We start from the raw sequence: 25,329 nt of genomic DNA on the forward strand, positions 1-25,329 counted from the left end.
TGAACCAGTTTGCTATCCTGTTTGGCGAGCGCTTCACGCTCGCACGTGGCTAGAAATCTTTAAACCGCCTCGCACACAAAAATGCGGACAGGTTCGCCTCGCGATGCGCTCGCCGGAAGGGTTCGCCCTGGGGCAGCGGCTTTTTTCCGCGCTGGGGGAGCCATCGGCTTCGCCTCGGCGAGGCGTCGAAATGCTCTGGATACTGGAATCGATTGGGCGCGGAAAATGGCTTGCAACCTGGCGCGCAAAATCGGTTACACCCACAAGCCAGCAATACTTGCCGCACTGGCGCGCGCCGATCCAGCAGCGCCCAGCCAGATGCACGACGGCCGCGCGCGAGGTAACCCCTTAGCCGGGCCCGCGTGCGAACAACCGCCGCGGCGCGCGCAGCGCCGCCGGAAGAATGACTGCTGTGTCACGAGCGCGGAATGTGCGAGAACACGGATTCCAGATGAGCCACTACCGCGTCGACACGAGGAACCCACTTAGCAGGGGCCATGCTTGAACAACCGCCACGGCGCGCGCAGCGCCGCCGGAAGAATGACTGCTGTGTCACGAACGCGCAATGCGCGAGAACACAGATTCCAGATGCACCACTACCCACACTGTGCGAGGGCTCCACTTAAGAATTAGCGGTGTGAGCCGCTTTCTTTTGCCTACTTTTCTTTGCGGCAGGCAAAGAAAAGTAGGTGCCCCCCCGCACAGGGGGAACGCTAATAGACCACTAACAAACCAAGGAAACGCCAAAACCAAAAAAAACCACTCAGACCACAACCTCAACAGCCGCCTTCCCCAACGCATTCCGAATAGCATCCGCCAATTCAGCAGCAGCAAACTTAGCCACATACCCATTAGCCCCAGCATTCTTCACATGCGCCTCATTAGCCGCCCCGGTCAGAGAAGAATGAATAATGACCGGAATATCCCGAGTCCTCTCATCGGCCTTGATCTGACGGGTCAACATAAACCCATCCATCTCCGGCATCTCAAGATCGGTCAACACCAAAGCAATGGTGTCCTTAGCCCGCCCACCATTAGCCTGCGCATCCCGCGCCACCTGCTGCAACGTATTCCAGGCCTCTTCGCCAGTCTTGGTCATCACGTAGTCGGCGCCGATCGCGCTCAAAGCCTGCTCGATCAACTTACGCGCAAACCCCGAATCGTCGGCGGCAAGAATCTTGGCGCCGCGCCGAATCCCCAACGCGTCGCCCATGACCGACTCCGGATCGACAGCCGGATGCTGCGAAGGAAACACATCCCGCAACACCTGCTCCACGTCGATCACCTGCGCGAGCCGCGAATCGCCCGTATTACCGTCGATCCGCGCAATGCTCGTCACCAGATTGCCACCCGCCGCGCCCTCGGCGGACAACACCTGATTCCACTCCAGCCGCACGATATCGTCGACTTCCTCGACCGCAAACGCTTGCGTCGAGCGTGCGAACTCGGTCACCAGCAAAATATTCAGACCGCGCGTCGGCTCGCAACCCATCAAGCGCGGCAGATCGATCACCGGAATGATCTGCCCGCGAATGTCCACCGCGCCCATCACATACGGCGACGATCCGGCAATCGGCGTCACCTGCGGCATCGTCGAAATTTCGCGTACCTTGAATACGTTGATGCCGTAAAGCTCATGCTGGTCGCTGCCGGGAACCGAACCCAACCGGTACAGCAACAGTTCGAACTTGTTGGAACTCGTCAGGTTGGTGCGTTCGTCATTCGCGCGGTGATCTACGGCCATCGGCTTTCTCCAGAATTGCGGTGCGTGGGGTGACGCCATGCATCGTTATGTTCGACGCTGGCGCGCGCCCTACCATCCTGTTATCGGCGCGACCGCCGGAAAATTCAGCGTTTCCTCGCTGTTTCAGCAGCATTCTTGACCTATGTTCTGGTTAACACCCACGCACCATCGGGCGCACGAAGCGGGCCGCCGCAATACAGGCCTGTCAAGGCATTCATATGAAGGTTACCTAAGGTTACAGAAGCCACAGCGTCGTATCACATGGGGTACGACGCGCCTCCTAGAATTCACAGCGATTAAAGCGTGGCGCCGTCAGCGGCCCGCAAGCTGACTGCAAGGTCGGAACGTGGTCGCGCGTTGCAGATCGACGCGGGGCGTACACGCATCGCTGTCGTTTCGCTTCCACCTGAAGGAGAACATATGAACCGCTTGCCTCTCGCCACATTCACCGGTGCCTGCATGGCCAGTCTGCTGCTCGTCGCCAACGTTGCCCATGCGCAAACCGCCGCACCCGCGGCGGCGGATGCGGGCCGTTTGCATGCCGCCGATCAGGCGTTCATCGCCGACGGCACCCAGGTCGTCGCGACGCAACGCGACGCCGCACGCATCGCGACGTCCCGCTCCACCGATCGCGACGTGAAAGCGTTCGCCGAACGCGTTTCGACCGACAACGCAAAAATCTCCGATGCACTGCGCGCAGCCAGCCCGCGCGGTGTCGACGTGCCGAAGAACGATCCGGACGCAGCGGTGCTCGCCAGCATCAACAACCTGCGCGGCGCCGACTTCGACAAGACTTATATCGAACAGGTCGCGCTCGTCGGCGAACAGAAAGCGTTGTCGGCGTTCCAGGCGGAAATCGCGTCGGGCCGCGACGATCAGTTGAAGGCGGTCGCGAAGCAGGCGCTGCCGACCATCCAGGCGCACTACGCAATGGCGCAGGACCTCGCCAAGCGCAAGCACCTCGCCGTCAGCACGCAATAGCACGCAATAGCAGGCAAATAACGCGCGGCGCGACGCACACGGCACGCAGCCGCCCATTCGAATGCGGTCTTTTCGGCGATAATCGGCTTCGTTCTTTCGAACGCGGTGCACGCGCGATCAATGCGCTGCATCGCTCCCGAAAGCGCTTTCACGATTCCATCCGCATTCAATACAAGCTCACCGTATGGGCAAGCCCGCCAATCTGCCGCAACAGTTGGACTCGATGCTTCGGCAAGCCGTCGCGCTTCAACAGAACGGCGCCTTCGCCGAAGCCGAAGAACTCTATCGCGAGATTCTCGAACTCAAGCCTCGTCACTTCGACGCGCTGCAATTGCTGGGCGCACTCGCGCTGCAAGCGGGCCGTCTGGAGGAGGGCGTCGAGTTGCTGAAGAGAGCGCTGGCGGTCAACGCGAGACAGGCGCCGATCCACTCGAATCTCGCCTATGCGTTGAACGCCTTGCAGCGATTCGACGAAGGCCTCGCGAGCGCGGAGCGCGCGCTCGCCTTGCAGGCAAAATTCCCCGACGCGCTGAATAATCGCGGCAACGCCCAAGCCGGTCTGAACCAGCCGCTCGACGCACTCGGCAGTTTCGACCGCGCCATCGCGTTGACGCCGGCTTTCGCGCAGGCCTGGAACAATCGCGCGTGCGTGCTGCGCGATCTGGGCCGTCCCGCGGATGCGCTCGCCAGTTGCGATCACGCGCTCGAATTGCAGCCGAACTATCCCGATGCATGGAGCAATCGCGGCAATGCGCTCAGCGATCTGAACCGGCCGCACGACGCTGAGCTGAGCTACCGGCGTGCGCTCGAACTCGCGCCGGCTTTCGCCGATGCATGGAACAATCTCGGCCTCACGCAGATCGACCTCGGTCGGCACGCGGAAGCCCTGGCCAGTTACGAACGTGCGCTGGCGGTGAATCCCGCGGCGGCGGAAACGCATTGGAACGAATCGCTGTGTCTGCTGCAAATGGGGCAGCTCGAAGCCGGCTTTCGCCAATACGAATGGCGCTGGGAGCGCAACCGGATCAAGGCGGGTAAGCGCAGCTTCGCGCAGCCGCTGTGGCTCGGCGATTTTTCGATTGAAGGCAAAACGATTCTGCTGCATGCCGAACAGGGCCTGGGCGATACGCTGCAGTTTTGCCGCTATGCGGCGCTGGTGTCGGCACTCGGCGCGAAGGTCGTACTCGAAGTGCCCGCCGAGTTGACGCGGCTCATGACGACGCTCGACGGTGTGGATCAGTTGATCGAAGCCGGGCAGCCGCTGCCGCCGTTCGATTGCCACTGCCCGCTGCTGAGTTTGCCGCTCGCCTTCAAGACCGACCTCGCGAACATTCCGTCGGCCACGCCGTATCTGTTCGCGGATAACGATGCGGTCGAGCAATGGCGCAAGCGTCTCGACGAGCACGCAAACGGCCGGCTCAAAGTCGGTCTGGTTTGGGCCGGCGGCAACCGGCCGCACGTCGCGGAATTACGCAAGAACGACGCGCGCCGTTCGATCACGTTCGAGCGGCTCGCGCCGATACTCGAGGTGCCGAACGTGCAGTTCTTCAGCCTGCAAAAAGGCGCGGCGGCAATGCAGCTTGCGGATAGCGATGCGGGCCGTCACACGGTCGTCGACTACACCGAAGCGCTGCACGATTTCGCCGACACCGCCGCGCTCGTCGCCAACCTCGATCTGGTGATTTCCGTCGATACGTCCACGGCGCATCTGGCCGGCGCAATGGACCGGCCAGTGTGGATCCTGAACCGCTTCGACACCTGCTGGCGCTGGATGCTGGAGCGTAGCGACACGCCCTGGTATCCGAGTGCGCGTCTGTTCCGGCAGCCGGCTTTGGGCGACTGGGACAGCGTGATCCACGCCGTGCGCGAAGCGCTCGCCACGCTCACAACCTAGCGTAAAACTGCCGTCCTGGCCGACGCGTTTTTGCCGACGCGCGTAGACTGAACGTCCGTTTATCGACGGCTAGGCCACGGAGATTCATCAATGGAATACAGACATCTGGGTGCATCCGGTTTCAAGGTGCCGGTACTGAGTTTCGGCACGGGCACATTCGGCGGCAAGGGCGAGTTCTTCGAAGCGTGGGGCGGCAGCGACGTCGCCGAGGCGCGTCGTTTGATCGACATCTGTTTCGATGCGGGCGTCACCATGTTCGATAGCGCCGACATCTATTCGAACGGCGCGTCGGAGTCGGTGCTCGGCGAAGCGCTCAAGGGCAAGCGCGACAAGGCGATCATTTCGACCAAGGCGACCTTCCGTTTCGACGATAGTCCGAACAACGTCGGTTCGTCGCGTTTTCATCTGATTCAGGCGGTCGACGCCGCGCTCAAGCGTCTGCAAACCGACTACATCGATCTGTTCCAGTTACATGGATTCGACGCCAGAACGCCGATCGCCGAAGTGATGTCCACGCTCGACGATCTGGTGCGCGCCGGCAAGATCCGCTACACCGGTGTGTCGAATTTTTCGGGCTGGCATCTGATGAAATCGCAGGATGTCGCGGACCGTTACGGCTATCCGCGCTATGTCGCGAATCAGGCGTACTACTCGCTGGTGGGTCGCGATTACGAGTGGGAATTGATGCCGCTCGGCATCGACCAGGGCGTCGGCGCGGTGGTGTGGAGTCCGCTTGGCTGGGGGCGTTTGACCGGCAAGATCAAGCGCGGCCAGGCGCTGCCCGAAACCAGCCGCCTGCATAAAACCGCCGACATGGGGCCGCCGGTGCCGGACGAGTATCTGTTCCGCGTGCTCGACGCGATCGACGAGGTGGCGGCCGAAACCGGCAAGACCGTGCCGCAGATTGCGCTGAACTGGCTGTTGCAGCGGCCGACAGTGTCGACGGTGCTGATCGGCGCGCGCAACGAGGAACAGCTGCGGCAGAACCTCGGCGCGGTGGGTTGGAATCTGACGCCCGAACAGATGGCGAAGCTCGACGCGGCGAGCGCCGTGCGTCCCGCTTATCCGTACTGGCATCAGGAAGGGTTCACGGAGCGCAATCCGAAGGTCGTTTAAGCGTCTCTTTCTAAGCAACACCATGGCCACGCGCCGCGATCGAACGTGTTCTCACACGTCCAGCCGCGGCGCGTGGCGATTTCATTTCCGCACTACGTCATGCGTCATTTCAGCCTCAATCAGGCCAACCCGCCGTTCGCGCGCAACGTCTGGCCATTGACCCAACCTGAGTCCGGGCCTGCGAGGAACGACACCACGGCGGCGATATCGTCCGGCTCGCCGAGGCGTTCCAGCGGCGGCATTTTCGCGTAGGTCTGGATCTGCTCGTCGCTTTTGCCTTCGAAGAACAGCGCCGTCGCAACCGGTCCCGGCGCTACCGCGTTGACGGTGATGTGACGGCCGCGCAGTTCCTTCGCGAAGATCTGCGTGAACGCTTCGACCGCCGCCTTGGTCGCGGTGTAGATCGCGTAGCCCGGCAGATTCAGCGCGAGCACCGTGCTCGAAAAATTGACGATACGGCCGCCGTCGTTCATTCGTTTGGCGGCTTCGCGCAAGGTGTTGAAGGTGCCGCGTACGTTGATGTCGAAGGTCTGGTCGTAGACAGCGTCGCTGGTATCGGCGAGTGGCATGGGCTTGAATACGCCGGCGTTGTTGACCAGCAGATCCACTTTGCCCAATTGCTGTTCGGTGGTCTCGAACAGGCGGCGCACGTCGTCGGGATTCGACACGTCGGCTTTCACCGCAATGGCTTTGGCGCCTTCCGCCGCAAGTTTCGCGACGAGCGCGTCGGCTTCGGTGGAACGCAACGCATAGTTGACGACGATCGCGAAACCATCGCTGGCGAGGCGTTGCGCAACCGCCGCGCCAATGCCGCGCGAGGCGCCGGTGACGATAGCGACGCGAGCGTTTTTCGTGCTGTTCATGATTCGTTCCCTTGGGATGGAGAGTGGATGAGACGCATCATGAGCGCTTTTCCCGTCGAGATAATCCAGCTAGACTGGGTATCATCATTCCATTTGCTTTAATAATGGGCGGCAAACTGGCTGCAAAAGGGCGTCCAGCATGGATCGTTTCGAGGAAATGCGCGTGTTCGTGCGGATCGCCGAGCGGCAAAGCTTCACGCGCGCGGCGGACGATCTGCAGATTCCGCGCGCCACCGTCACCACGCTGATGAAGCGTATGGAGCAGCGGCTCGGCGCGCGGCTGCTGGAGCGCAACACGCGCACGGTGCGGCTCACGCCCGACGGCGAAGCGTATTACGGCCGCTGCGTGCGCCTGATCGCTGATATGGAGGAGGCGGAGGGCTCGTTTTCGAATCTCGCGCCGAAAGGGCTGCTGCGGGTGAATCTGCAAGGTACGCTGGCGCGCTATTTCATCGTGCCGGCGCTGCCGGCGTTTCTGGCGCGCTTTCCCGACATCGAGTTGATGATCGGCGAAGACGACCGCTACGTCGATCTGGTGCGCGAAGGGATTGATTGCGTGCTGCGGGCCGGCAATCTGCAGGATTCGTCGATGGTCGGGCGGCGCGTCGCGCTGCTGCCGCAGGTGACGGTGGCGAGTCCCGCCTATCTGGCGGTGTATGGCGAACCTGGCCATCCGGACGCGTTGACCACGCATCGGGCGGTCAATTATGTGTCGAGCGCGACCGGCAAGCCGGTGCCGCTGGAGTTCAGCGTCGACGGCCGCGAGGTGGCGATGGTCTTGCCGTCCGCCGTCTCGGTGAGTGGCGTTGAGCTCTACACGGGGTCGGCGCTTGCCGGGCTCGGCATCGTGCAGGTGCCGCAATACCGCGTGGCGGATGAGCTCGCAGCGGGGCGTCTGCGGGTCATTCTCGCGGACTTCCCGCCGCCGCCGATGACGGTGTCCGTGCTGCATCCGCAGAACCGTCAGTTGTCGTCGCGAGTGCGGGTGTTTGCGCAGTGGCTGCGCGAGATTTTCGAAGCCTCGGCCGTCGGCGTGTGAAAGCGAAAGCAGTGCTGGTGCGGTGAACGGTTCGCCTGCGGCGCGTTTTAGCGCGCGTTCTTTTATGCGAGCGTGGCGGCGTCTCGTGGGATCATACGCACCGTGCCGGGCAATCCGGCTTTTTGCACGGCACGCCCCGAAGTCAGTCGCGTTGGGGCACGCAATCACAGGAGCAGGGCAATGATCGATGGACTGGTGGGCGGACGCCTGTATGGCGAAGCGCAGATTCGCACGGGGCAAAACGGCAGACGTTTCGTGACGTGCAAGGTAAGGGCAACCACCAACGACGGCGACACGATTTTCGTCAACGTGATCGCGTTCGACGACGACGTGCAAACCGCGCTACTCGCGCTGAGCGATGCGGACAGCGTCGCGCTGAGCGGCACCTTGACGCCGAAGGTGTGGACCGACAAGAACGGGCTCGTCAAGCCGGCCGTGGACATGATCGCCCATCGGCTTCTCACCGCTTACGAAGGCCGCCGCGAAGAGGGTGCCTGAGCAAGCTTGCGCGGCTCGCCACCGCTGTCGCGCAGATAGTCGACGAAGCGCTCGGCGACCGGCTCCGCGTCGCCGCTTCTGCGCAGAAGCAGCACTTGCGACAATAGCGTCTCGCCCTTCAACGGCAGAAAACACACGCGCGGATCTTCGATTTGCCGCAACGTGTAGGGCACCAGCGCGACGCCCATGCCGAATCCGACCATCGTGACCACGGTTTGCCACAAACGCGCCTCGTGACGAATCAACGGACTGAACCCGGCGCTCACGCACTGCGCGATGATCAGATCGTGATAATGCGGCGACACGGTGCGCGGAAACAGAATGAACGGTTCCTGCGCCAGCGCCTGCAAATCCACTTTGCGCCGCTTCGCCAACGCATGACCGGCCGGCAGGCAAATCAGGAACGGCTCGGAGAAAACCGGCGTGGAGGTGACGTCGGACGGGAAATTGCCCCAATGCGCGCAGCCCATGTCGATCTGCATCCGCTGGATCGCGTGGACCTGTTCGCTCGTGTTCATCTCTTTCAGCACGATTTCGACGCCCGGATAATCCGCCTCGAATCGACGCACGGCCTGCGGCATGCCACGGTACAACATGGAATTCACGAAGCCGATTCTGAGCCGGCCCGCGAGCCCATGCGCCGAACGAACCGTGATGCGCTCCGCCTCGCTCGCTTGCAATAAGAGCCGCCGCGCTTCGCCGAGCAGCACCTGACCGGCGTTGGTCAACGCGACCGTCTTGTTGGTGCGCGCAAGCAGTTGCACGCCAAGCCGCTCTTCGAACTTGCGAATGTCGAAACTGAGCGCGGGCTGCGAAATGAACAGCCGCTTGGCCGCGCGGCCGAAATGCAGCTCTTCGGCGACCGCCACGAAATAGCGTAATTGTTTCAGGTCCACGGCGGTCTCCGGTTTTTTGATCGATAAGCTACGTCTATCGTACCGGATATAAGTTGTATTAGACGATTATCGAAGCCGCTTCTATGCTGTTTCCACAAGGCGCCAATCAGGGCCAACCGGAGACGAGACACATGAGCGACACCACCCCGCAGCCGGCACCCGGCGCGTCCAATATCCCCGATAGCCGGGGCATCAATTTCTTTACCAGCGACCCCGATTTTGCGGGCCTGCTCAAACTGCATCTCGGCGATGCGTTATATGAAGAACTCAATGGCCAGTTCGTCGAACTTGGTCAACGCGCCTCCGGTGAACTCGACGTCTGGGCACTGTCCGCCGATAAAAACCCGCCGCAATTACGGCATCGCACGCGGCGCGGCGAAGCGTTGCAAAGCATCGACAAACATCCCGACTACGTCGCGCTGGAACGCGTGGCGTACGCCGAGCTGGGACTCGCGTCGCTGAGCCACGCGACTCGCTCAGGCGAGAAAACGCCGCCGCCGCTCGTGAAATACGCGCTGACCTTCCTGTTCGTACAGGCCGAATTCGGACTGTGCTGTCCGGTGAGCATGACCGATTCGCTCACGCGCACGCTGCGCAAATTCGGCGCGCCCGAACTGGTTGCGCGGTTCCTGCCGCGGCTCGCGTCGCGCGATTTCGACGCGCTATTTCAAGGCGCGATGTTCATGACGGAGCAGGCGGCCGGCTCCGACGTGGCGCGCATCGCCACGCGCGCCACGCTGGCAACGGATGCGCAAGGCGAACCAACATGGCGCCTGTTTGGCGACAAGTGGTTCTGCTCGAACGCCGACGCCGATCTGGCGATGGTGCTCGCGCGTCCCGATACCGCGCCGGCGGGCATCAACGGTCTCGCGCTGTTTCTACTGCCGAAGACGCTGCCGGACGGCTCGCGCAACGCCTACCGGATCGTGCGGTTGAAGGACAAGCTCGGCAGTCGCTCGATGGCGAGCGGCGAGATCGTGCTGGACGGCGCGACCGCATATCTGATCGGCGAAGTGGGGCGCGGCTTTCATCAGATGGCCGACATGATCAACATGTCGCGTCTGTCGAACGGCGTGCGCGCGGCCGGGTTGATGCGGCGTGCCGTGACGGAAGCGCTGCATATCGCGCGTCATCGCGAAGCGTTCGGCCGCAAGCTGATCGATATGCCGCTGATGCAGCGGCAACTGCTCAAGCTGATGCTGCCCGCCGAACAGGCGCGCTCCATGTTCATGCAGATCGCGCTGCTGCTCGACCAGGCCGACGCCGGCGACCAGCAGGCGGCGAAATGCGTGCGCATCCTCACGCCGTTGATCAAGTTCCGCGCCTGCCGCGACGCGCGCCGCGTGACCGGCGACGCCATGGAGGTGCGCGGCGGCACCGGTTACATCGAGGAATGGAGCGACGCGCGGCTCGTGCGCGACGCGCATCTCGGCTCGATCTGGGAAGGCACCAGCAATATCGTGGCACTCGATATCGCGCGCGCGGTGAAACGCGACGGCGCGCTGGAGCCCTTGCGCGCCTATCTGCTGGACCGGCTCGACGCGGCGGGTTTGCCGGCGGCGAGTCTCGCGGTGCTGCGCGCCGCGCTGACGCGCGCTTGCGATGCGTTGGCGAGCGTCGCGGAAGCCGGCCGCGACGAATGGGTCCGCCAAGCGGGCACGGCTTTGTATCACGTGAGCACCGCCGTGCTGATGGCGTGCGAAGGCGTGCGGCTCGCGCCGGATTACCGGCGGCTCGCGCTCGCTCATCTGGTGGTGCGGCATAAGTTGTTGCCCACCGATCCGTTGAATCCACGGAGTTCGGCCGATGAACCTGGTGTGATCGACGCGTTGGTGAACGGCCGTAGCGTGACACTCGAACAGGCGCTGCAGGTATTGCCGGCAGGGAGCGCGTGATGACGGCGTCCAGTAGCGTAAAAAGCGCACCAGGCACCCAGGGCGCCTTGCAAGGCATCAAGGTCATCGACTTGAGCCGCGTGCTCGGCGGCCCGTACTGCACGCAGGCGCTAGCCGATCACGGCGCCCAGGTGATCAAACTCGAACCGCCCGACGGCGACGAAACACGCGGCTGGGGTCCGCCGTTTTACGGCGACACCGCGTGGTATTTCGCGGGCGTCAATCGCAACAAGCAGGGCATCGCCGTCGACCTGTCTCGCGACGAGGGCCGCGCGATCCTGTGGAAGCTGCTGGAAGACGCCGACGTACTGGTCGAAAACTTCAAACCCGGCACACTCGCGCGCTGGGGCATGGACTACGAACGCGATCTGCGCGAGCGTTTCCCCAAGCTGATTCACTGCGCGGTGTCGGGCTTCGGCCCCGACGGCCCACTCGGCGGCTTACCCGGCTACGACGCCGCGATCCAGGCGATGACCGGCCTGATGAGCGTAAACGGCGAACTCGACGGACCGGCCATGCGCGTCGGCCTGCCGGTCGTCGACATGGTTACGGGGCTGAATGCGCTCGCCGGCATTCTGCTCGCGCTCGCCGAACGCGCGACCAGCGGACGCGGCCAGTCGATCGATATCGCGTTGTACGACTGCGGCGTGTCGCTGCTGCATCCGCATCTGCCGAATTATTTCGGCTCCGGCCGTACGCCGCAGCGCAGCGGCAACGCGCATCCCAACATCACGCCGTACGACAGCTATCGCACCGCGAGCGCGCCGATCTTTCTCGCGGTCGGCAACGACCGGCAGTTCGCGCGGCTGTGCGCGCATCTCGGCGCGCCCGAACTCGCCGACGATCCGCGCTATGCCGACAACCGCAGCCGCTGCGCGCATCGCGAGCCGTTGAAGGCGGCGCTCGAAAGCCTGCTCGCCGCGCACGATTGCGAGCCGCTCGCGCAGGCACTGATCGTCGCGGGCGTGCCTTGCGGGCCGGTGCAAACCGTCGACGTGGTCGCGCGCCATCCGCATACGCTGCATCGCCAGATGGTGGTGGAACTCGGCGCGTATCGCGGCACGGCCTCGCCGATCAAACTGTCGCGCACGCCGGCCACCTATCGCAGCGCGCCACCGGCGCTCGGCGCCAACACGCGCGCGGTGCTGGACGGGCTGGGGATCGACGCGGCTACGCAGCAAAGATTGTTCGAGGCTGGCGTGTTGCGCGGCGAAATGCCAACGAGCCACGAGCCCGAACCCGCTGCGCTCGACGTGAGCCCACCCGATTAATCACCGCAGTCCCCCCGACGACGGCTCATAGAAGCCGCGCCACCCAGAAGAACGACCTTGGAGACACACCCATGAATCGCGAGCCAGACGACCACGCCGCAGCCCGGCAACCCACGCGCGCCGCAGCGGCGGCTTTCGTGGGCACCACCATCGAGTGGTACGACTTTTACATCTACGCCACGGCCTCCGCGCTGATCTTCGGCAAGCTGTTCTTTCCTGGCGGCGATCCGTTCTTCGCGACGCTAGCCTCGTTCGGCACCTTCGCGGTCGGCTTTTTCGCGCGACCGTTCGGCGGCCTGGTGTTCGGCCATCTCGGCGACCGCATTGGGCGCAAGAAGGCGCTGGTGGCGACGCTCGCGATCATGGGCGTCGGCACGGTCGGCATCGGCTTCCTGCCGACCTACGCGAGCGCCGGTGTGTGGGCGCCGGTGTTGCTGGTGCTGCTGCGCGTCGCGCAGGGCATCGCGATCGGCGGCGAGTGGGGCGGCGCGGTATTGATGGCGAGCGAACATGCGCCGCAGGGTAAGCGGACCTTCTTCGCGTCGTTCGCGCAACTCGGCAGTCCGGCGGGTTTGATTCTGTCGCTGATCGCGTTTCGCGCGGTGGCGTCGATGGATAAGGACGCGTTTCTCGGCTGGGGATGGCGCCTGCCGTTTCTCGCCAGCGCGCTGCTGCTGGTGGTCGGTCTGCTGATTCGCGCGGGTGTCGACGAATCGCCGGAATTCAAGGCGCTCAAGGCACAGCGCCGGGTCGCCGCGTTGCCGGTCGCCGAAGTGGTTCGCGACGCCTGGCGCACGCTGCTGCTGTGTCTCGGTGCGAATGTGATCGGCGTGGCCGGCGCGTGGTTCGTCAACACCTTCATGCTCAATTACACGACGCAGACGCTCGGCCTCGATCGCGGGTTGATTCTCGATTGTCTGTTCGTGGTCGCGTTCATTCAGTTGCTCACGCAACTGGGTTCGGGCTGGTTCGCGCAACGCATCGGTACCGGACGTTTCCTGCAAGGCGCGGCGGCGCTGGCGATGCTGTCGCCGTATCCGATGTTCGCGCTGGTCTCGACCGGCCGGCCGCTGGCGATCGTGATCGGCATCGCGCTGGCGGTGATGTGCATGTCGAGTTCGTATGCGGTGATGGCCGGCTTCATGTCGACCGCATTCCCCGTGCGCGTCAGGTACTCGGCGATCTCGCTGTCGTACCAGCTGTGCGCGGCGTTGGCCGGCGGCTTGACGCCGTTGATCGGCACCGTCCTCGCGCATCGCTATCCGGGCGCCTGGTGGCCGCTGGCCGTGTTTTATAGCGTGCTGGCCGGGATTTCGCTACTGTGCATCGGCACGCTGGAACGCCGCAAACGGCAGGGTACGACGCAGGCTGTCGTGGAAGCGGCGTAGACGACGCACGAGCGTCGCGGATGCGCTTCCGAATGCGTGCGGAAACGCATCGAAATTGTTCTTCGTGGTTAACCCCACGTCATACTCGCGCGACATAATGTCATCCTCAAGCGCGCAGAATTCGCCCGCCATTCAGGCGGGCGACGAAAAAATGACAGGGGAAGGTCATCATGAATCGCTATCGTTCGCTGGGCGTCGTGACCGGCGCGGCGCAACTCGCCAGCGCCGACGTCTTGTGCCGGATGAGCACGGCCTGGCAGCGGCCGGGCGCGATGAAGCCGTTCGATCTCGTGCTCGAGGACCGAAGCTGGCACGGTCCGGCCTCGCAGAGCGCGGCAAACGCCACCTTCAAGATTCATGTGCTGGATGCCATGCGCGCCTTCGAAAAACGCGGCGTCGATGGGATCGTGCTGCCGTGTTTTCTGAGCCATACCTTCATCGACGAATTGTCGGCGAACGTCGCGCTACCTGTGGCGAACATCATGAGCGCGCTGTCGGTGCACGTACGCCAGACGTTTCCATCGGTGCGCCGGATCGGCGTGCTGACGTCCGACGCGATCCGCGGCAACGGTCTCTTTGAGCGCTATTTCGAAGCGGCTCGCTTCGACGTGCTGCATCCGCTCAACGTAGCGGGCGTGGACTGCGTGACCAGCGCGGTGTACGGCGACGCGGGCATCCGCAATGGCCACTTCTACGGCCGGCCGATCGAGTTGCTGCGCGCCGCTTGCGCGGACCTGATCGCGCAAGGCGCCGAGATCATCGTGCCCGGCCTCGCGGAAATCGCACTGCTGGCGCGCGCGCTCGACACGCAACCGGTGCCGCTCGTCGACGCCAATCTGGTCTACGCGCGCTATGTCGCCGCGGCGCAATTTACGCAGCCGGAGCGGCGCTTCAAGGTCGGCGTGCTGGGCGGCGTCGGCCCGGCGGCGACCGTCGATTTCATGAGCAAGCTGGTGCGCAACACACCCGCCACGCGCGACCAGGATCACATCAAGATCATGGTCGAGCAGAATCCGCAGATTCCGGATCGCACCGACGCGCTGCTCGGCCGCGGCACCGATCCCACGCTGGCGCTCTACGCCGCCTGCAAGACACTCGAAGACGGCGGCGCGGATCTGATCGCGATTCCGTGCAATACAGCGCATGCGTTTGTCGAACAGATCCAGCCGTCGTTGAACATTCCGATCGTGAATATGCTGACCTGTACCGCCGATTATCTGCGCGACGCGTTTCCCGACGTGCGCGAGATCGGCGTGCTGGCCACCTCGGGCACGCTCGCGAGCGGCGTCTACGAAAGCGCGCTCGGAGCAGGCGGCTTCGCGCAGATCGCGCCGCGCCCGCTCGCGCAGACGCGATTGATGAACGCGATCTACGGACCGAACGGCGCGAAGGCGGGCTTCAGGTCGGGCGAGTGTTGCGACGATCTGGCCGCGGCGATCGACGATCTGGTCGCGCAGGGCGTGCAGGTCATCGTGCTCGGGTGCACCGAGTTGCCGCTGCTGATGCGTGATACGGCTTCGAGCGGCGCTGGCGCTGGCGGGCAGATGGTGCGGTTCGTCGATCCGACCGACGTGCTCGCGCGCCGCTGCGTGGCTTATGCGCGAGACGCGAGCGGAGCGCTGCGATGTGCGGTGGAAGCGATCGCGCCGGAGGTTGGCGCGGCGGCCGTCACGTCGGAAACCGTTGCGCCGCTCGCCGCCGCGCGGGACGCGAAGCGCGTGCGCGGCGCACGCACGCGGCTTCGTACCCGCGTGGAAGGCGTGCTCAGCTAGGCCGCCCGCGCCGCCGTCCTATCGCATACCGGCGGGGCGCTTCTGTTTCGCCATCCAGTCTGGTTCGACGCCGGTTCCGGCGTCTCTCGATACGTGTTTCTCGACGGCACAACGCTTGCTCACCGGTTGGTCGGCCCGCGTGCGCCGCGCCATGGAAAACTGTATAAATATACAGTATAGTATCCCGTTGCAACCCGGGCTTCGGCGTGTGTCCCCGCCGGCCCTAATGCACCGAACTTGCGCGGTCGCGAGGCGTCCGTGAGAGGTGGCCCACTCCTTCAAACGGTCGAAAAATTGGCATCTAACGGCATCATCCAGATTCGCGGCGCGCGCCAGCACAACCTCAAGAACGTCGATCTCGACGTACGAACCGGCGAAATGACGGTCGTCACGGGCCCGTCCGGGTCCGGCAAGTCGAGCCTCGTGTTCGACACGCTGTACGCGGAAGGGCAGCGGCGCTACGTCGAAACCTTCAGCGCGTACGCGCGGCAGTTCCTCGACCGCATGGACCGGCCGCAGGTCGACCGGGTGGACGGCGTGCCGCCCGCCATCGCGATCGACCAGACCAATCCGGTGCGCAGCTCACGCTCCACGGTCGGCACCATGACGGAACTCAACGACCACCTGAAGCTGCTGTACGCGCGCGCGGCCGAGCTATTCGATCGTCAGACGTCGCTGCCGGTGCGTCACGACACGCCGGAAACCATTTACGCGGAGCTGGTGGAACGCACGGCGCAACAGGGCGCCGAACCACGCCTCGTCGTTACGTTTCCTGTGGAGTTGCCCGAATCCGCCTCCGAGCAGGAAGTGGAGCAATGGCTGTCGGCGAGCGGCTATACGCGCGTCCAGGCGCAGCGCGAGGTGGATTCGCCCACCGGCAGGCGCAAGCTGCTCGACGTGGTGGCCGACCGCTTCCGGCTGAGTTCGGTCGACAAACAGCGAGTGGTCGAGGCGATTGAAGCGTCGCTCAAGCGCGGCGGCGGCCGCGCGAATATTTACGTGCTGCCGGCCTCGTCGGAAGGGCCGGAGAGTGAGGCGGCCGAGCCGCTGATCTGGCGTTTCTCCACCGGCTTGCATAGCCCGGAAAGCGATCTGCGCTATGCCGATCCGCAGCCGGCGCTGTTCTCGTTCAACTCGGCTTACGGCGCGTGCGAAGTCTGCCGCGGTTTCGGCCGCGTGATCGGCGTCGACCTCGGGCTGGTGATTCCCGACGCGCGCAAGACCTTGAGCGAAGGCGCGATCAAGCCGATGCAAACGCCCGCCTGGAAGGAATGCCAGGACGATCTGATGCGCTATGCGGCGAAAGCCGGCATCCGCCGCGGCACGCCGTGGGGCGAGCTGACGGACGCCGAACGCGACTGGGTCATCAACGGTTCGCCGGACTGGAACGGCAAGTGGCAAACCCATTGGTACGGCGTCAAACGTTTCTTCGAGTATCTCGAATCGAAGGCGTACAAGATGCATATCCGCGTGCTGCTGTCGAAGTACCGCAGCTACACGCCGTGCGAAACCTGCGGCGGCGCGCGGCTGAAAACGGAATCGCTGTTGTGGCGTCTCGGCAGCAAGGCGAATGCGGACCAGGTGCTGCCGGAAGGCAAGCGCTTCATGCCGCGCGGCGTCGAATGGACGCGTCCGCAACTCGAGGCGTTGCCCGGGCTGACCGTGCACGATCTGATGCTGATGCCGATCGAACGCATTCGCCGTTTCTTCGACGAAATCAGCCTGCCGAGCGCGCTGCTCGACGACGCGCTCAAGCTGCTGCTCGCCGAGGTGCGCACGCGCCTCAAATATCTGTGCGACGTCGGCCTCGGTTATCTGACGCTCGACCGGCAAAGCCGCACCTTGTCGGGCGGCGAGGTGCAGCGGATCAATCTGACCACGGCGCTCGGCACCTCGCTGACCAAGACGCTGTTCGTGCTCGACGAACCGAGCATCGGCCTGCATCCGCGTGACCTGAACCGTATCGTCGAGGCGATGCATCGCCTGCGCGACGCGGGCAACACGCTGGTGGTGGTCGAACACGATCCGTCGGTGATGCTCGCGGCCGACCGGCTGATCGACATGGGTCCGGGCCCGGGCGAACGCGGCGGCTCGATCATTTACGACGGCGTGCCGGAAGCGATCCGTTCGTCCGGCACGCTGACCGGCGAATACCTCGGCGGTCGCCGGCATGTGGCGGACGCGGCGCACTGGTCGCAGCGTCCGGTGGAGGCAAAAACGCCGCGCATCGTGCTCGAAGGCGCGACCGAACACAATCTGCGCGACGTCACGGTAGAAATTCCGTTGCAGCGGCTCGTCTGCGTGACGGGCGTGTCGGGCTCCGGCAAATCCACGTTGCTGCAAGACGTGCTGTATCCGGCCATGGCGCGGCATTTCGGTATCGCCACGGAATCGCCCGGCGCGTTCCGCAGTCTGACGGGCGCCGATCAGGTGACCGACGTGGTATTCGTCGACCAGTCGCCGATCGGCAAGACGGCGCGCTCGAATCCGGCCAGCTACGTCGGCGCGTTCGACGAAATCCGCAAGCTGTTCGCGAAGGCGCCGCTCGCGCAGCAACGCGGTTACGGCCCGGGCATGTTCAGCTTCAATTCCGGCGACGGCCGTTGCCCAACCTGCGGCGGCTCGGGTTTCGAGCACATCGAAATGCAGTTTTTGAGCGACGTGTACCTGCGCTGCCCGGATTGCGACGGCCGCCGTTATCGCGCTGAACTGCTCGACGTGAAGATCGAGCGCGGCGAACCGGCGCGTGCGTTGAGCATTGCCGACGTGCTCGAATTGACCGTCAGCGAAGCCACCGCCTACTTCGCGAAAGACGCCGAAGTGCTGCGCGTGCTGCAGCCTATCGTCGACGTCGGGCTCGAATACGTGAAGCTCGGCCAGCCGGTGCCCACGCTGTCGGGCGGCGAAGCGCAGCGGCTCAAACTGGCCGGCTTCCTCGCGGAATCGGCGCAGGCCAGCACCGCGCGCAGCGCGAACAAGCCGGTCGCGAAACGTCTGTTCATGTTCGACGAACCCACCACCGGTCTGCATTTCGACGACATCGCCAAGCTGATGCAGGCGTTCGGCAAGCTGCTCGCGAGCGGCCATTCGCTGATCGTCATCGAACACAATCTCGACGTGATTCGCGCGGCCGACTGGCTGATCGATCTCGGTCCTGAAGGCGGCGACGGCGGCGGCCGCGTGTTGTGCGCGGGCACGCCGGAACAGGTCAAGCAGTGCGCGGAATCGCATACCGGCGAGGCCTTGCTGCAATACGACCGCGCCATGGGCGCGGCGGCCGAACCGGCGCCGCAAGGCATTCCGTTGCAGAAGGCGTTGAGCGCGGCGCGCGCGCGGCGGGCGATCGAAGGCGAAGACGTGGTGCGGATCGTCAATGCGCGCGAGCACAACCTGAAAGCGCTGGACGTGGACATTCCGCACGGCAAGTTCAACGTGATTACCGGCGTGTCCGGGTCGGGCAAGTCCACGCTCGCGTTCGACATTCTCTTCCACGAAGGGCAGCGCCGTTATCTCGAGTCGCTCAATGCCTATGCGCGCTCTATCGTGCAACCGGCCGGGCGGCCTGAGGTCGACGCGGTGTACGGCATTCCGCCGACCGTCGCGATCGAACAGCGGCTCTCGCGCGGTGGCCGTAAGAGCACCGTCGCGACCACCTCCGAGGTGTGGCACTTCCTGCGTCTGCTGTATGTGAAGCTCGGGTTGCAGCATTGCATTCACGACGGTACGCCGGTCACGTCGCAAAGCGTCGAATCGATCGCGGCGCAGTTGCTGCGCGATCACAAGGGGCAGCATGTCGGGTTCCTCGCGCCGCTGGTGGTGAACCGCAAGGGCGTGTACACGGATCTCGCGAAATGGGCGAAGGCGCGCGGCAATACGCATCTGCGCGTGGACGGTGAGTTCGTGCCGGTGGACCCGTGGCCGAAGCTCGACCGTTTTCGTGAGCACACCATCGAACTACCCGTGACCGACCTGATCGTGTCGGCGGATCACGAAGCCGATTTGCGCCAGGCGCTCGACCAGACGCTGGAAGTCGGCAAAGGCGTGATGCATCTGCTGGCGCCGCTCGACGGTCTGCATGCCGCGATCAGCGGCGGCAAGCCGACCGCGAAGCTGGGCGCGGTGAAGGTGCTGTCCACCAAGCGTGCGTGTCCGGCGTGCGGCACCAGTTATCCGGAACTCGATCCGCGCATGTTCTCGTACAACAGCAAGCATGGCTGGTGTACCACCTGTGTGGGCACGGGCCTCGAACTTACGCGCGAACAGCGCGCCGCGTACGACGACACCATCGTCGCCGACGACAATCGCGGCCGCGAGCAGAGCTTGCCGTCGGAAGAGCAGGAACCCGAAGGCCTCGTCGACGAACCTTGTCACGATTGCCACGGCACGCGGCTGAACCCGACCGCGCGCGCGGTGACGTTCAACGCGCAGGCGATCGTCGACGTCGCGCAATGGACCGTGTCCGATACGCGCGCGTGGATCGATACGCTGGAAATGACGGGGCGCGACGCGGAAATCGCTCGCGACGTGATTAGCGAAATCGGCAGCCGTCTGCAGTTTCTCGAAGAAGTCGGGCTCGGTTATCTGAGCCTGGATCGCGCGGCGCCCAGCCTGTCCGGTGGCGAAGCGCAACGCATCCGGCTGGCCGCGCAACTGGGCAGCAATTTGCAGGGCGTGTGCTACGTGCTGGACGAGCCGACCATCGGTCTGCATCCGCGAGATAACCAGATTCTGCTGAACGCGCTGCGTAAGCTCGGCGATAAAGGCAATACGCTGGTGGTCGTCGAGCATGACGAAGATACGATCCGGCGTGCCGATCACATCATCGATATTGGACCGGGTGCGGGGAAACGCGGCGGCACGTTGATCGCGCAGGGCAGCGTGAGCGATCTGTCCGCGCAGCCGGATTCGCTGACCGGGCAGTTTCTCGCCAATCCGATCGTGCACCCGTTGCAGCCGCGTCGCGAAGTGAAGGCGGCGAGCAAGCGCGCGGCCGCGGTGCCGGAGAACTGGCTGACCGTGCACGGTGCCACGTTGCACAATTTGCGCGATGTGACGGTGGGCATTCCGCTGTCCCGGCTGGTCGCGGTGACCGGCGTCAGCGGCTCGGGCAAGTCCACGCTAGCGCGCGACGTGCTGATGACCAATCTGCTGGATGCGGTCGGGCGCTCGGTGCTGTCGTCGCCGGCCACGCGGCGGGCCCGCGCGGCAGCCGAAGAGAAGCCGGCGGCGAACCGTCGTTCGAGCGTGCTGGCGCGGTCGGCGCCACGCGCGCCGTTGGACGTGACGCACGCGTGGCAGGGCTGCGAGTCGATCAGCGGGTGGGAAAGCATCGACCGTGTGCTCGAGGTCGATCAAACGCCGATCGGCAAGACGCCGCGTTCGTGCCCGGCGACGTACATCGGCGTGTGGGACGCGATCCGCAAGCTGTTCGCGGGTACGCTCGAAGCGCGTGCGCGTGGCTACGCGGCCTCGCGTTTCTCGTTCAATACCGGCGAGGGGCGTTGTCCTGCTTGCGAAGGGCAGGGCGTACGCACCATCGGCATGAGTTTTCTGCCTGACGTGAAAGTGGGGTGCGACGTGTGCCATGGGCAGCGCTTCAATCCCGAAACGCTCGCGGTCACGTGGCGCGGCAAGAATATCGGCGACGTGCTGATCATGGAAATCGACGAGGCCGTCGAGTTCTTTGGGCCGATTTCGAACATCGCGCATCCGTTGCAATTGATGAAAGACGTCGGGCTGGGGTATCTGACGCTCGGTCAGCCGTCGCCCACTTTGTCGGGCGGGGAAGCGCAGCGGATCAAGCTCGTGACCGAACTGAGCAAGGTGCGCGACGACATCACTCGGCGCGGTCAGAAGCCGCCGCACACGCTATACGTGCTGGACGAGCCCACGGTCGGCCTGCATATGGCGGACGTCGCGAAGCTGATTCGCGTGCTGCATCGTCTTGCGGACGGCGGCCATAGCGTAGTCGTCATCGAGCACGATCTGGACGTGATCGCCGAAGCGGACTGGATCATCGACCTGGGTCCGGAAGGCGGCGTGGGCGGCGGCGGCATTGTCGCCGCCACGGACCCCGAGGGGCTGGTGCGCATTGCGGCCAGTCACACCGGCGTGGCGTTGCGGCCCGTGCTTGCCCGGACGCAGAACAACGCAGCGATGGCGGCCGGCGAAGGCACGAACGGCTGAGGTGGCAGGCGAGCGGGGCGGTGCGATGTCGTTGCGCCGCCTCTCTTTGAAGAGGTGGATCTGCGCGTCTGGTCTCGGGGTTTCTACTCGTCCGAAAACCAGTCTTGGCGTTAGTGGCGATAGTTGCAACCCGTGGGATTTTAAAAGTCGCAACCTATTGGATATTAATAGTTGCAACCTGACGGCATTAACCACTTGCCATTATTTTGTACGTTAGCTATATGTAATTTAATAGAGGTTATTTGTAATAAATAAGAAGTCGCCTGCGAGATGCTTATTTGGAGTGTCGTAAATACCGCTAAAAAGTTTTTTCAAACAAGCTTTTCCTTCTGCTATCTTCTCGCCTTCGGCTGCGGCCTCCTTCCGCCGTCGATCATCACGTCGCCCCAGTGTTCCCGATCCGCTTCGGCTGTCCCGCAGCCAACGCGGAAAGCTTGCCTGGAAAGCATTTCGCCTCGTTGCGCATGGACCCCGTGAGCCGTTCAGGCAACCGTTCATGTGCCTCGCACGAGCGGCGTGCATCTTCATCGCCGGGTCGCCCCAGGTGATTCGGCATCTGTTCGACATACGCTTATTCTTTTAAAGCGTCGCGAATACGGCATTAGTTAGAGTGTTCTCTCTAAACTAAGTATGCTCCCATCAAAAAAAGTTTGACCGCGCATTTTTTGTCCTGCTATCGTTGCCTCCCATGAAACGCATGTGACGTTTGCGCAAAAAGTTCCAGGCACTACCGCGGACCCTGCCCAATTCGTCAACAGCGTTGGATGCGAAAGAGAAATCCGCGAGACGAAATTAATCTATCAGTAGTTCTACTTAGGCTAAGCGATAAGTGTCGCGGGACTTGTTGCGGCTGCTTCTCGCAGCGGCACGTGTCGCCGAATCGGAGCTGGAAAGCATGGCAGTCGTTTTGTACTGCAAAACAAACCCCTGCCCGTTCAACGGGCTCGGCTGAAGTGGACGTTGTTTGCAGTTCCCCGCAGGTGGTTTCTTCGGGACGTCATAAGCGCACTGCAGTTACAGAAATGGACGGTTCACGCCGGAGGAGTAAAGGTGGGTACGAAAGTGGAAGGACAATTTCCGGCAGCAGCGGCCCGGATGCAGAGACCGGGGCGACCCCGCGAGTTCGGGCGCAAGCAACAAACCCCCGTACGCCGCTACGGCGGTATCGCAGTCGTTCTGCTCCTGCACGTCGTGCTGATTTATGCACTCGTCAACGGTCTTGCCACCAAGGTCGTGCAGGTCATCCAGCATCCCATTGAAACCAAGATCATCGAGCCGGTGAAACCGCCGCCGCCGCCGCCGTTGCCGACCGTGCAGTTGCCGCCGCCGAAATTCGCGCCGCCGCCGCCGCCGTTCGTGCCGCCGCCGGAAGTGCAGGTGCAGACGCCGCCACAGCAGACCATCACGCACCAGTCCGCACCGGTCGTGTCGGCACCGGCTGTGGCAGCACCGGTGGTCGCGCCGCCCGCGCCGACCAAGCCGGTCAGTACGGAAGTTGGCGTGGTGTGCCCGAATTCGGATCAGATTCGCTCGTCGATTCATTACCCGAAAGAGGCGCAGGAAAACAACGTCACGGGTGATGTGCTGATCGAGTTCGTGGTCGACCCGCAAGGCCACATCACGAATGAGCGTGTTGCCAAGTCGTCGGAAGATTCTTCACTGGATCGCGCTGCGTTCAACGCGGTCAAGCAGTTCACGTGCGTTTCCCAAGGCCAGGCTGTCCGTGTGCAAGTTCCGTTCTCGTTTAACCTGAACTGAGTGCACAGGCTGTTCGGTACCGGTAGCGATTTGTCAGTCTTGGTTTAGAAGTTGTACTAATGAACATGGAGCAGGCATGAAGAAGCGTACTCTCGCCGCATTGGCGGCAACCCTGTTGTTCGCCGTAACCACGGTGGATACCTTTGTAGCACCGCATATGGCTAATGCACAGGCTAGCGACGCCACCGCGTCGGCAGCCGCCGCACCGGCTTCGACCGCCGCCACCGCTACGCCGCAAACGGCCTCGGCCGCCGACGACGCCGTGCCGCCGCCGCAGCCCGCCGCGTCCGAAACCGTCAACAACCCGTACGGCCTCGGCGCATTGTGGAAGAACGGCGACTTCGTCGCCCGCTTCGTGCTGATCCTGCTGGTGCTGATGTCGATGGGCAGCTGGTACATCATGATCACCAAGTTCTTCGAGCAGTTCCGTGCGAACCGCCGTGCGAAGAGCGCCGACGAACAACTGTGGAGTGCACCGTCGCTGGCCGAAGGCGCGAAGCTGCTCGACGAAGCGTCGCCGTTCCGTTTCATCGCCGAAACCGCGATCGAAGCCGGCGAGCATCACGACGAAGCGCTGCTCGAAGCCGTGGACCGCAACACGTGGATCGATACCTCGGTCGAGCGTGCGATCACCAACGTGTCGAATCGTCTGCAAGACGGTCTGGCGTTCCTCGGTACGGTCGGCTCGACGGCTCCGTTCGTCGGTCTGTTCGGTACGGTGTGGGGGATTTATCACGCGCTGACGGCAATCGGTATTGCCGGCCAGGCGTCGATCGACAAGGTCGCGGGTCCGGTGGGTGAAGCACTGATCATGACCGCGATCGGTCTGGCGGTCGCCGTGCCGGCCGTGCTCGGCTACAACTTCCTGGTTCGCCGCAACAAGTCGGTGATGGAGCGTGTGCGTGGCTTCGGCGCACAACTGCACACCGTCCTGCTGGCCGGCAGCCGCCGCTCGGCGCGCGCCACGGCGCGTGAAGCCTCGCTGGCCCAATAAGCGGAGTCCGTCATGGCAATGAGCGTCGGGCAGGACGACAACGACGAGGTCATCTCCAGTATCAACACCACGCCGCTCGTCGACGTGATGCTGGTTCTGCTGATCATCTTTCTGATCACGATTCCGGTGGTCACGCACACGGTGCCGGTGCAGTTGCCGAAGGAGACGATCCAGCCGCTGCAGACCACGCCGAAGAGCATCGTCATCGCGGTCAACAAGGATGGCGACTTCTTCTGGAACGAGAAGCAGGTCGATGCGCCGACGCTGCTGGCACGACTGAAGACCGTGTCGGTGCAAACACCGCAGCCGGAAGTGCATGTTCGTGGCGATCAGTTGACGCGCTACGAATTCATCGGCCGCGTGATCACCGAGTGCGAGCGCGCCGGTATCGCCAAGGTTTCGTTTATCACGGAGCCGCCGGCGCGCGGCGGTTAGGTTTGTATGGGACCGGACCAAGCGCTGAAGCGCTAAATCCGGTCGACAGCTTTGCATGGGATTGGACTAAGCGCTGAAGCGCCAAGTCCAATCGACAGCTTTGCATGGGACCGGACCAAGCGCTAAAGCGCCAGGTCCGGTCGACAGGAGTAGGAGTCGACAATGGGAATGAACGTATCGTCGGGCGGTGGCAGCGAACCGGATGTGATGGTCGACATCAACACCACGCCGCTGATCGACGTGATGCTGGTTCTGCTGATCATGCTGATCATCACGATCCCGATCCAGACGCACGCCATCAAGATGAATCTGCCGGTCGGCAATCCGCCGCCGCCGATCACGCAGCCGGAAGTCGTGCAGATCGATATCGATTTCGACGGCACCACGACCTGGAACGGTCAACCGGTGCCGGACCGCGCCGCGCTCGAATCGCGACTCGCTCAGGTAGCGGCCGAACCGGTGCAGGCAGAAATTCATCTGCGGCCCAACAAGCTGGTGCCGTATAAGGATGTCGCGGCCGTGATGGCGTCCGCGCAACGACTGGGTGCGACGAAGATCGGCCTGATCGGCAATGAGCAGTACATGCAATAGGAAAGGGC

The 25,329-nt window shown here is 63.6% G+C and carries 17 protein-coding genes; 14 read left to right on the top strand and 3 right to left on the bottom strand.

The window, feature by feature from the left end:
* Window positions 1-763: 763 nt before the first annotated feature.
* Window positions 764-1,744 carry a chemotaxis protein CheV gene (locus BX591_RS33760; protein WP_111935650.1) on the bottom strand — a complete coding sequence of 327 codons (981 nt, stop codon included), beginning with the start codon at window positions 1,742-1,744 and terminating at the stop codon, window positions 764-766.
* Window positions 1,745-2,164: 420 nt separating this feature from the next.
* Here BX591_RS33760 and BX591_RS33765 point away from each other — a divergent pair, with 420 nt between their 5' ends.
* The 3 genes from BX591_RS33765 to BX591_RS33775 all read left to right on the top strand — a co-directional run bounded on the left by BX591_RS33765 (window position 2,165) and on the right by BX591_RS33775 (window position 5,735).
* Window positions 2,165-2,725: a DUF4142 domain-containing protein gene (locus BX591_RS33765; protein ID WP_111935651.1), complete on the top strand. Its 561-nt coding sequence runs from the start codon at window positions 2,165-2,167 to the stop codon at window positions 2,723-2,725.
* A 184-nt stretch (window positions 2,726-2,909) separates the two neighbouring features.
* A complete protein-coding gene (locus BX591_RS33770; protein WP_111935652.1) occupies window positions 2,910-4,619 on the top strand; it encodes a tetratricopeptide repeat protein in 1,710 nt (569 codons plus the stop codon).
* Window positions 4,620-4,709: 90 nt separating this feature from the next.
* Window positions 4,710-5,735 carry an aldo/keto reductase gene (locus tag BX591_RS33775; RefSeq protein ID WP_111935653.1) on the top strand — a complete coding sequence of 342 codons (1,026 nt, stop codon included), beginning with the start codon at window positions 4,710-4,712 and terminating at the stop codon, window positions 5,733-5,735.
* 119 nt (window positions 5,736-5,854) lie between these two features.
* On the opposite strand, the gene BX591_RS33780 is transcribed toward BX591_RS33775, so the two are convergent.
* Window positions 5,855-6,598 (bottom strand): SDR family oxidoreductase, encoded by a 744-nt coding sequence (locus BX591_RS33780; RefSeq protein ID WP_111935654.1) that lies wholly within the window; start codon window positions 6,596-6,598, stop codon window positions 5,855-5,857.
* A 139-nt stretch (window positions 6,599-6,737) separates the two neighbouring features.
* Between BX591_RS33780 and BX591_RS33785 the strand changes: the two genes are divergently transcribed.
* Window positions 6,738-7,637, top strand: coding sequence for a LysR family transcriptional regulator (locus tag BX591_RS33785; protein ID WP_111935655.1), 900 nt, complete (start codon window positions 6,738-6,740; stop codon window positions 7,635-7,637).
* Between the two features lie 180 nt (window positions 7,638-7,817).
* Window positions 7,818-8,135 carry a single-stranded DNA-binding protein gene (locus BX591_RS33790; protein WP_035551458.1) on the top strand — a complete coding sequence of 106 codons (318 nt, stop codon included), beginning with the start codon at window positions 7,818-7,820 and terminating at the stop codon, window positions 8,133-8,135.
* Here BX591_RS33790 and BX591_RS33795 read toward each other — a convergent pair.
* Complete coding sequence (locus tag BX591_RS33795; protein WP_111935656.1) at window positions 8,105-9,031, bottom strand: LysR family transcriptional regulator; 927 nt, start codon at window positions 9,029-9,031, stop codon at window positions 8,105-8,107. The genes BX591_RS33790 and BX591_RS33795 overlap by 31 nt on opposite strands.
* A gap of 131 nt (window positions 9,032-9,162) precedes the next feature.
* On the opposite strand from BX591_RS33795, the gene BX591_RS33800 reads away from it, so the two are divergent.
* The 9 genes from BX591_RS33800 (at window position 9,163) to BX591_RS33840 (ending at window position 25,321) form a co-directional block, all read left to right on the top strand.
* Entirely contained in the window at window positions 9,163-10,926 is a 1,764-nt protein-coding gene (locus BX591_RS33800) for an acyl-CoA dehydrogenase family protein (protein ID WP_111935677.1), read from the top strand.
* Window positions 10,926-12,197, top strand: a complete 1,272-nt coding sequence (locus tag BX591_RS33805) for a CaiB/BaiF CoA transferase family protein (RefSeq protein ID WP_244147193.1) — start codon at window positions 10,926-10,928, stop codon at window positions 12,195-12,197. The genes BX591_RS33800 and BX591_RS33805 overlap by 1 nt, the downstream gene beginning before the upstream one ends.
* Before the next feature lie 71 nt (window positions 12,198-12,268).
* Complete coding sequence (locus tag BX591_RS33810) at window positions 12,269-13,585, top strand: MFS transporter (RefSeq protein ID WP_111935657.1); 1,317 nt, start codon at window positions 12,269-12,271, stop codon at window positions 13,583-13,585.
* Between the two features lie 170 nt (window positions 13,586-13,755).
* Complete coding sequence (cuyB, locus tag BX591_RS33815) at window positions 13,756-15,357, top strand: cysteate racemase (RefSeq protein WP_111935658.1); 1,602 nt, start codon at window positions 13,756-13,758, stop codon at window positions 15,355-15,357.
* Between the two features lie 294 nt (window positions 15,358-15,651).
* Entirely contained in the window at window positions 15,652-21,543 is a 5,892-nt protein-coding gene (uvrA, locus tag BX591_RS33820; protein ID WP_111935659.1) for an excinuclease ABC subunit UvrA, read from the top strand.
* A 1,095-nt stretch (window positions 21,544-22,638) separates the two neighbouring features.
* Window positions 22,639-23,301 (top strand): energy transducer TonB, encoded by a 663-nt coding sequence (locus tag BX591_RS33825; RefSeq protein WP_111935660.1) that lies wholly within the window; start codon window positions 22,639-22,641, stop codon window positions 23,299-23,301.
* A gap of 76 nt (window positions 23,302-23,377) precedes the next feature.
* Complete coding sequence (locus BX591_RS33830) at window positions 23,378-24,295, top strand: MotA/TolQ/ExbB proton channel family protein (protein WP_111935661.1); 918 nt, start codon at window positions 23,378-23,380, stop codon at window positions 24,293-24,295.
* 12 nt (window positions 24,296-24,307) lie between these two features.
* Entirely contained in the window at window positions 24,308-24,730 is a 423-nt protein-coding gene (locus BX591_RS33835; protein ID WP_035551443.1) for an ExbD/TolR family protein, read from the top strand.
* Between the two features lie 162 nt (window positions 24,731-24,892).
* Window positions 24,893-25,321: an ExbD/TolR family protein gene (locus tag BX591_RS33840; protein WP_035551441.1), complete on the top strand. Its 429-nt coding sequence runs from the start codon at window positions 24,893-24,895 to the stop codon at window positions 25,319-25,321.
* Window positions 25,322-25,329: the final 8 nt, after the last annotated feature.

The organism is Paraburkholderia bryophila (genome assembly GCF_003269035.1).
Lineage (GTDB): Bacteria > Pseudomonadota > Gammaproteobacteria > Burkholderiales > Burkholderiaceae > Paraburkholderia > Paraburkholderia bryophila.

Excerpts from the sequence above, each read along its gene's own strand:
- BX591_RS33790 (WP_035551458.1), top strand. The coding sequence starts at position 7,818 with ATGATCGATGGACTGGTGGGCGGACGCCTGTATGGCGAAGCGCAGATT.
- BX591_RS33825 (WP_111935660.1), top strand. The coding sequence starts at position 22,639 with ATGCAGAGACCGGGGCGACCCCGCGAGTTCGGGCGCAAGCAACAAACC.
- BX591_RS33785 (WP_111935655.1), top strand. The coding sequence starts at position 6,738 with ATGGATCGTTTCGAGGAAATGCGCGTGTTCGTGCGGATCGCCGAGCGG.
- BX591_RS33800 (WP_111935677.1), top strand. The coding sequence starts at position 9,163 with ATGAGCGACACCACCCCGCAGCCGGCACCCGGCGCGTCCAATATCCCC.
- BX591_RS33835 (WP_035551443.1), top strand. The coding sequence starts at position 24,308 with ATGGCAATGAGCGTCGGGCAGGACGACAACGACGAGGTCATCTCCAGT.
- cuyB (WP_111935658.1), top strand. The coding sequence starts at position 13,756 with ATGAATCGCTATCGTTCGCTGGGCGTCGTGACCGGCGCGGCGCAACTC.
- BX591_RS33780 (WP_111935654.1), bottom strand. The coding sequence starts at position 6,598 with ATGAACAGCACGAAAAACGCTCGCGTCGCTATCGTCACCGGCGCCTCG.
- BX591_RS33760 (WP_111935650.1), bottom strand. The coding sequence starts at position 1,744 with ATGGCCGTAGATCACCGCGCGAATGACGAACGCACCAACCTGACGAGT.
- BX591_RS33805 (WP_244147193.1), top strand. The coding sequence starts at position 10,926 with ATGACGGCGTCCAGTAGCGTAAAAAGCGCACCAGGCACCCAGGGCGCC.
- BX591_RS33770 (WP_111935652.1), top strand. The coding sequence starts at position 2,910 with ATGGGCAAGCCCGCCAATCTGCCGCAACAGTTGGACTCGATGCTTCGG.
- BX591_RS33840 (WP_035551441.1), top strand. The coding sequence starts at position 24,893 with ATGGGAATGAACGTATCGTCGGGCGGTGGCAGCGAACCGGATGTGATG.
- BX591_RS33810 (WP_111935657.1), top strand. The coding sequence starts at position 12,269 with ATGAATCGCGAGCCAGACGACCACGCCGCAGCCCGGCAACCCACGCGC.
- BX591_RS33775 (WP_111935653.1), top strand. The coding sequence starts at position 4,710 with ATGGAATACAGACATCTGGGTGCATCCGGTTTCAAGGTGCCGGTACTG.
- BX591_RS33765 (WP_111935651.1), top strand. The coding sequence starts at position 2,165 with ATGAACCGCTTGCCTCTCGCCACATTCACCGGTGCCTGCATGGCCAGT.
- BX591_RS33830 (WP_111935661.1), top strand. The coding sequence starts at position 23,378 with ATGAAGAAGCGTACTCTCGCCGCATTGGCGGCAACCCTGTTGTTCGCC.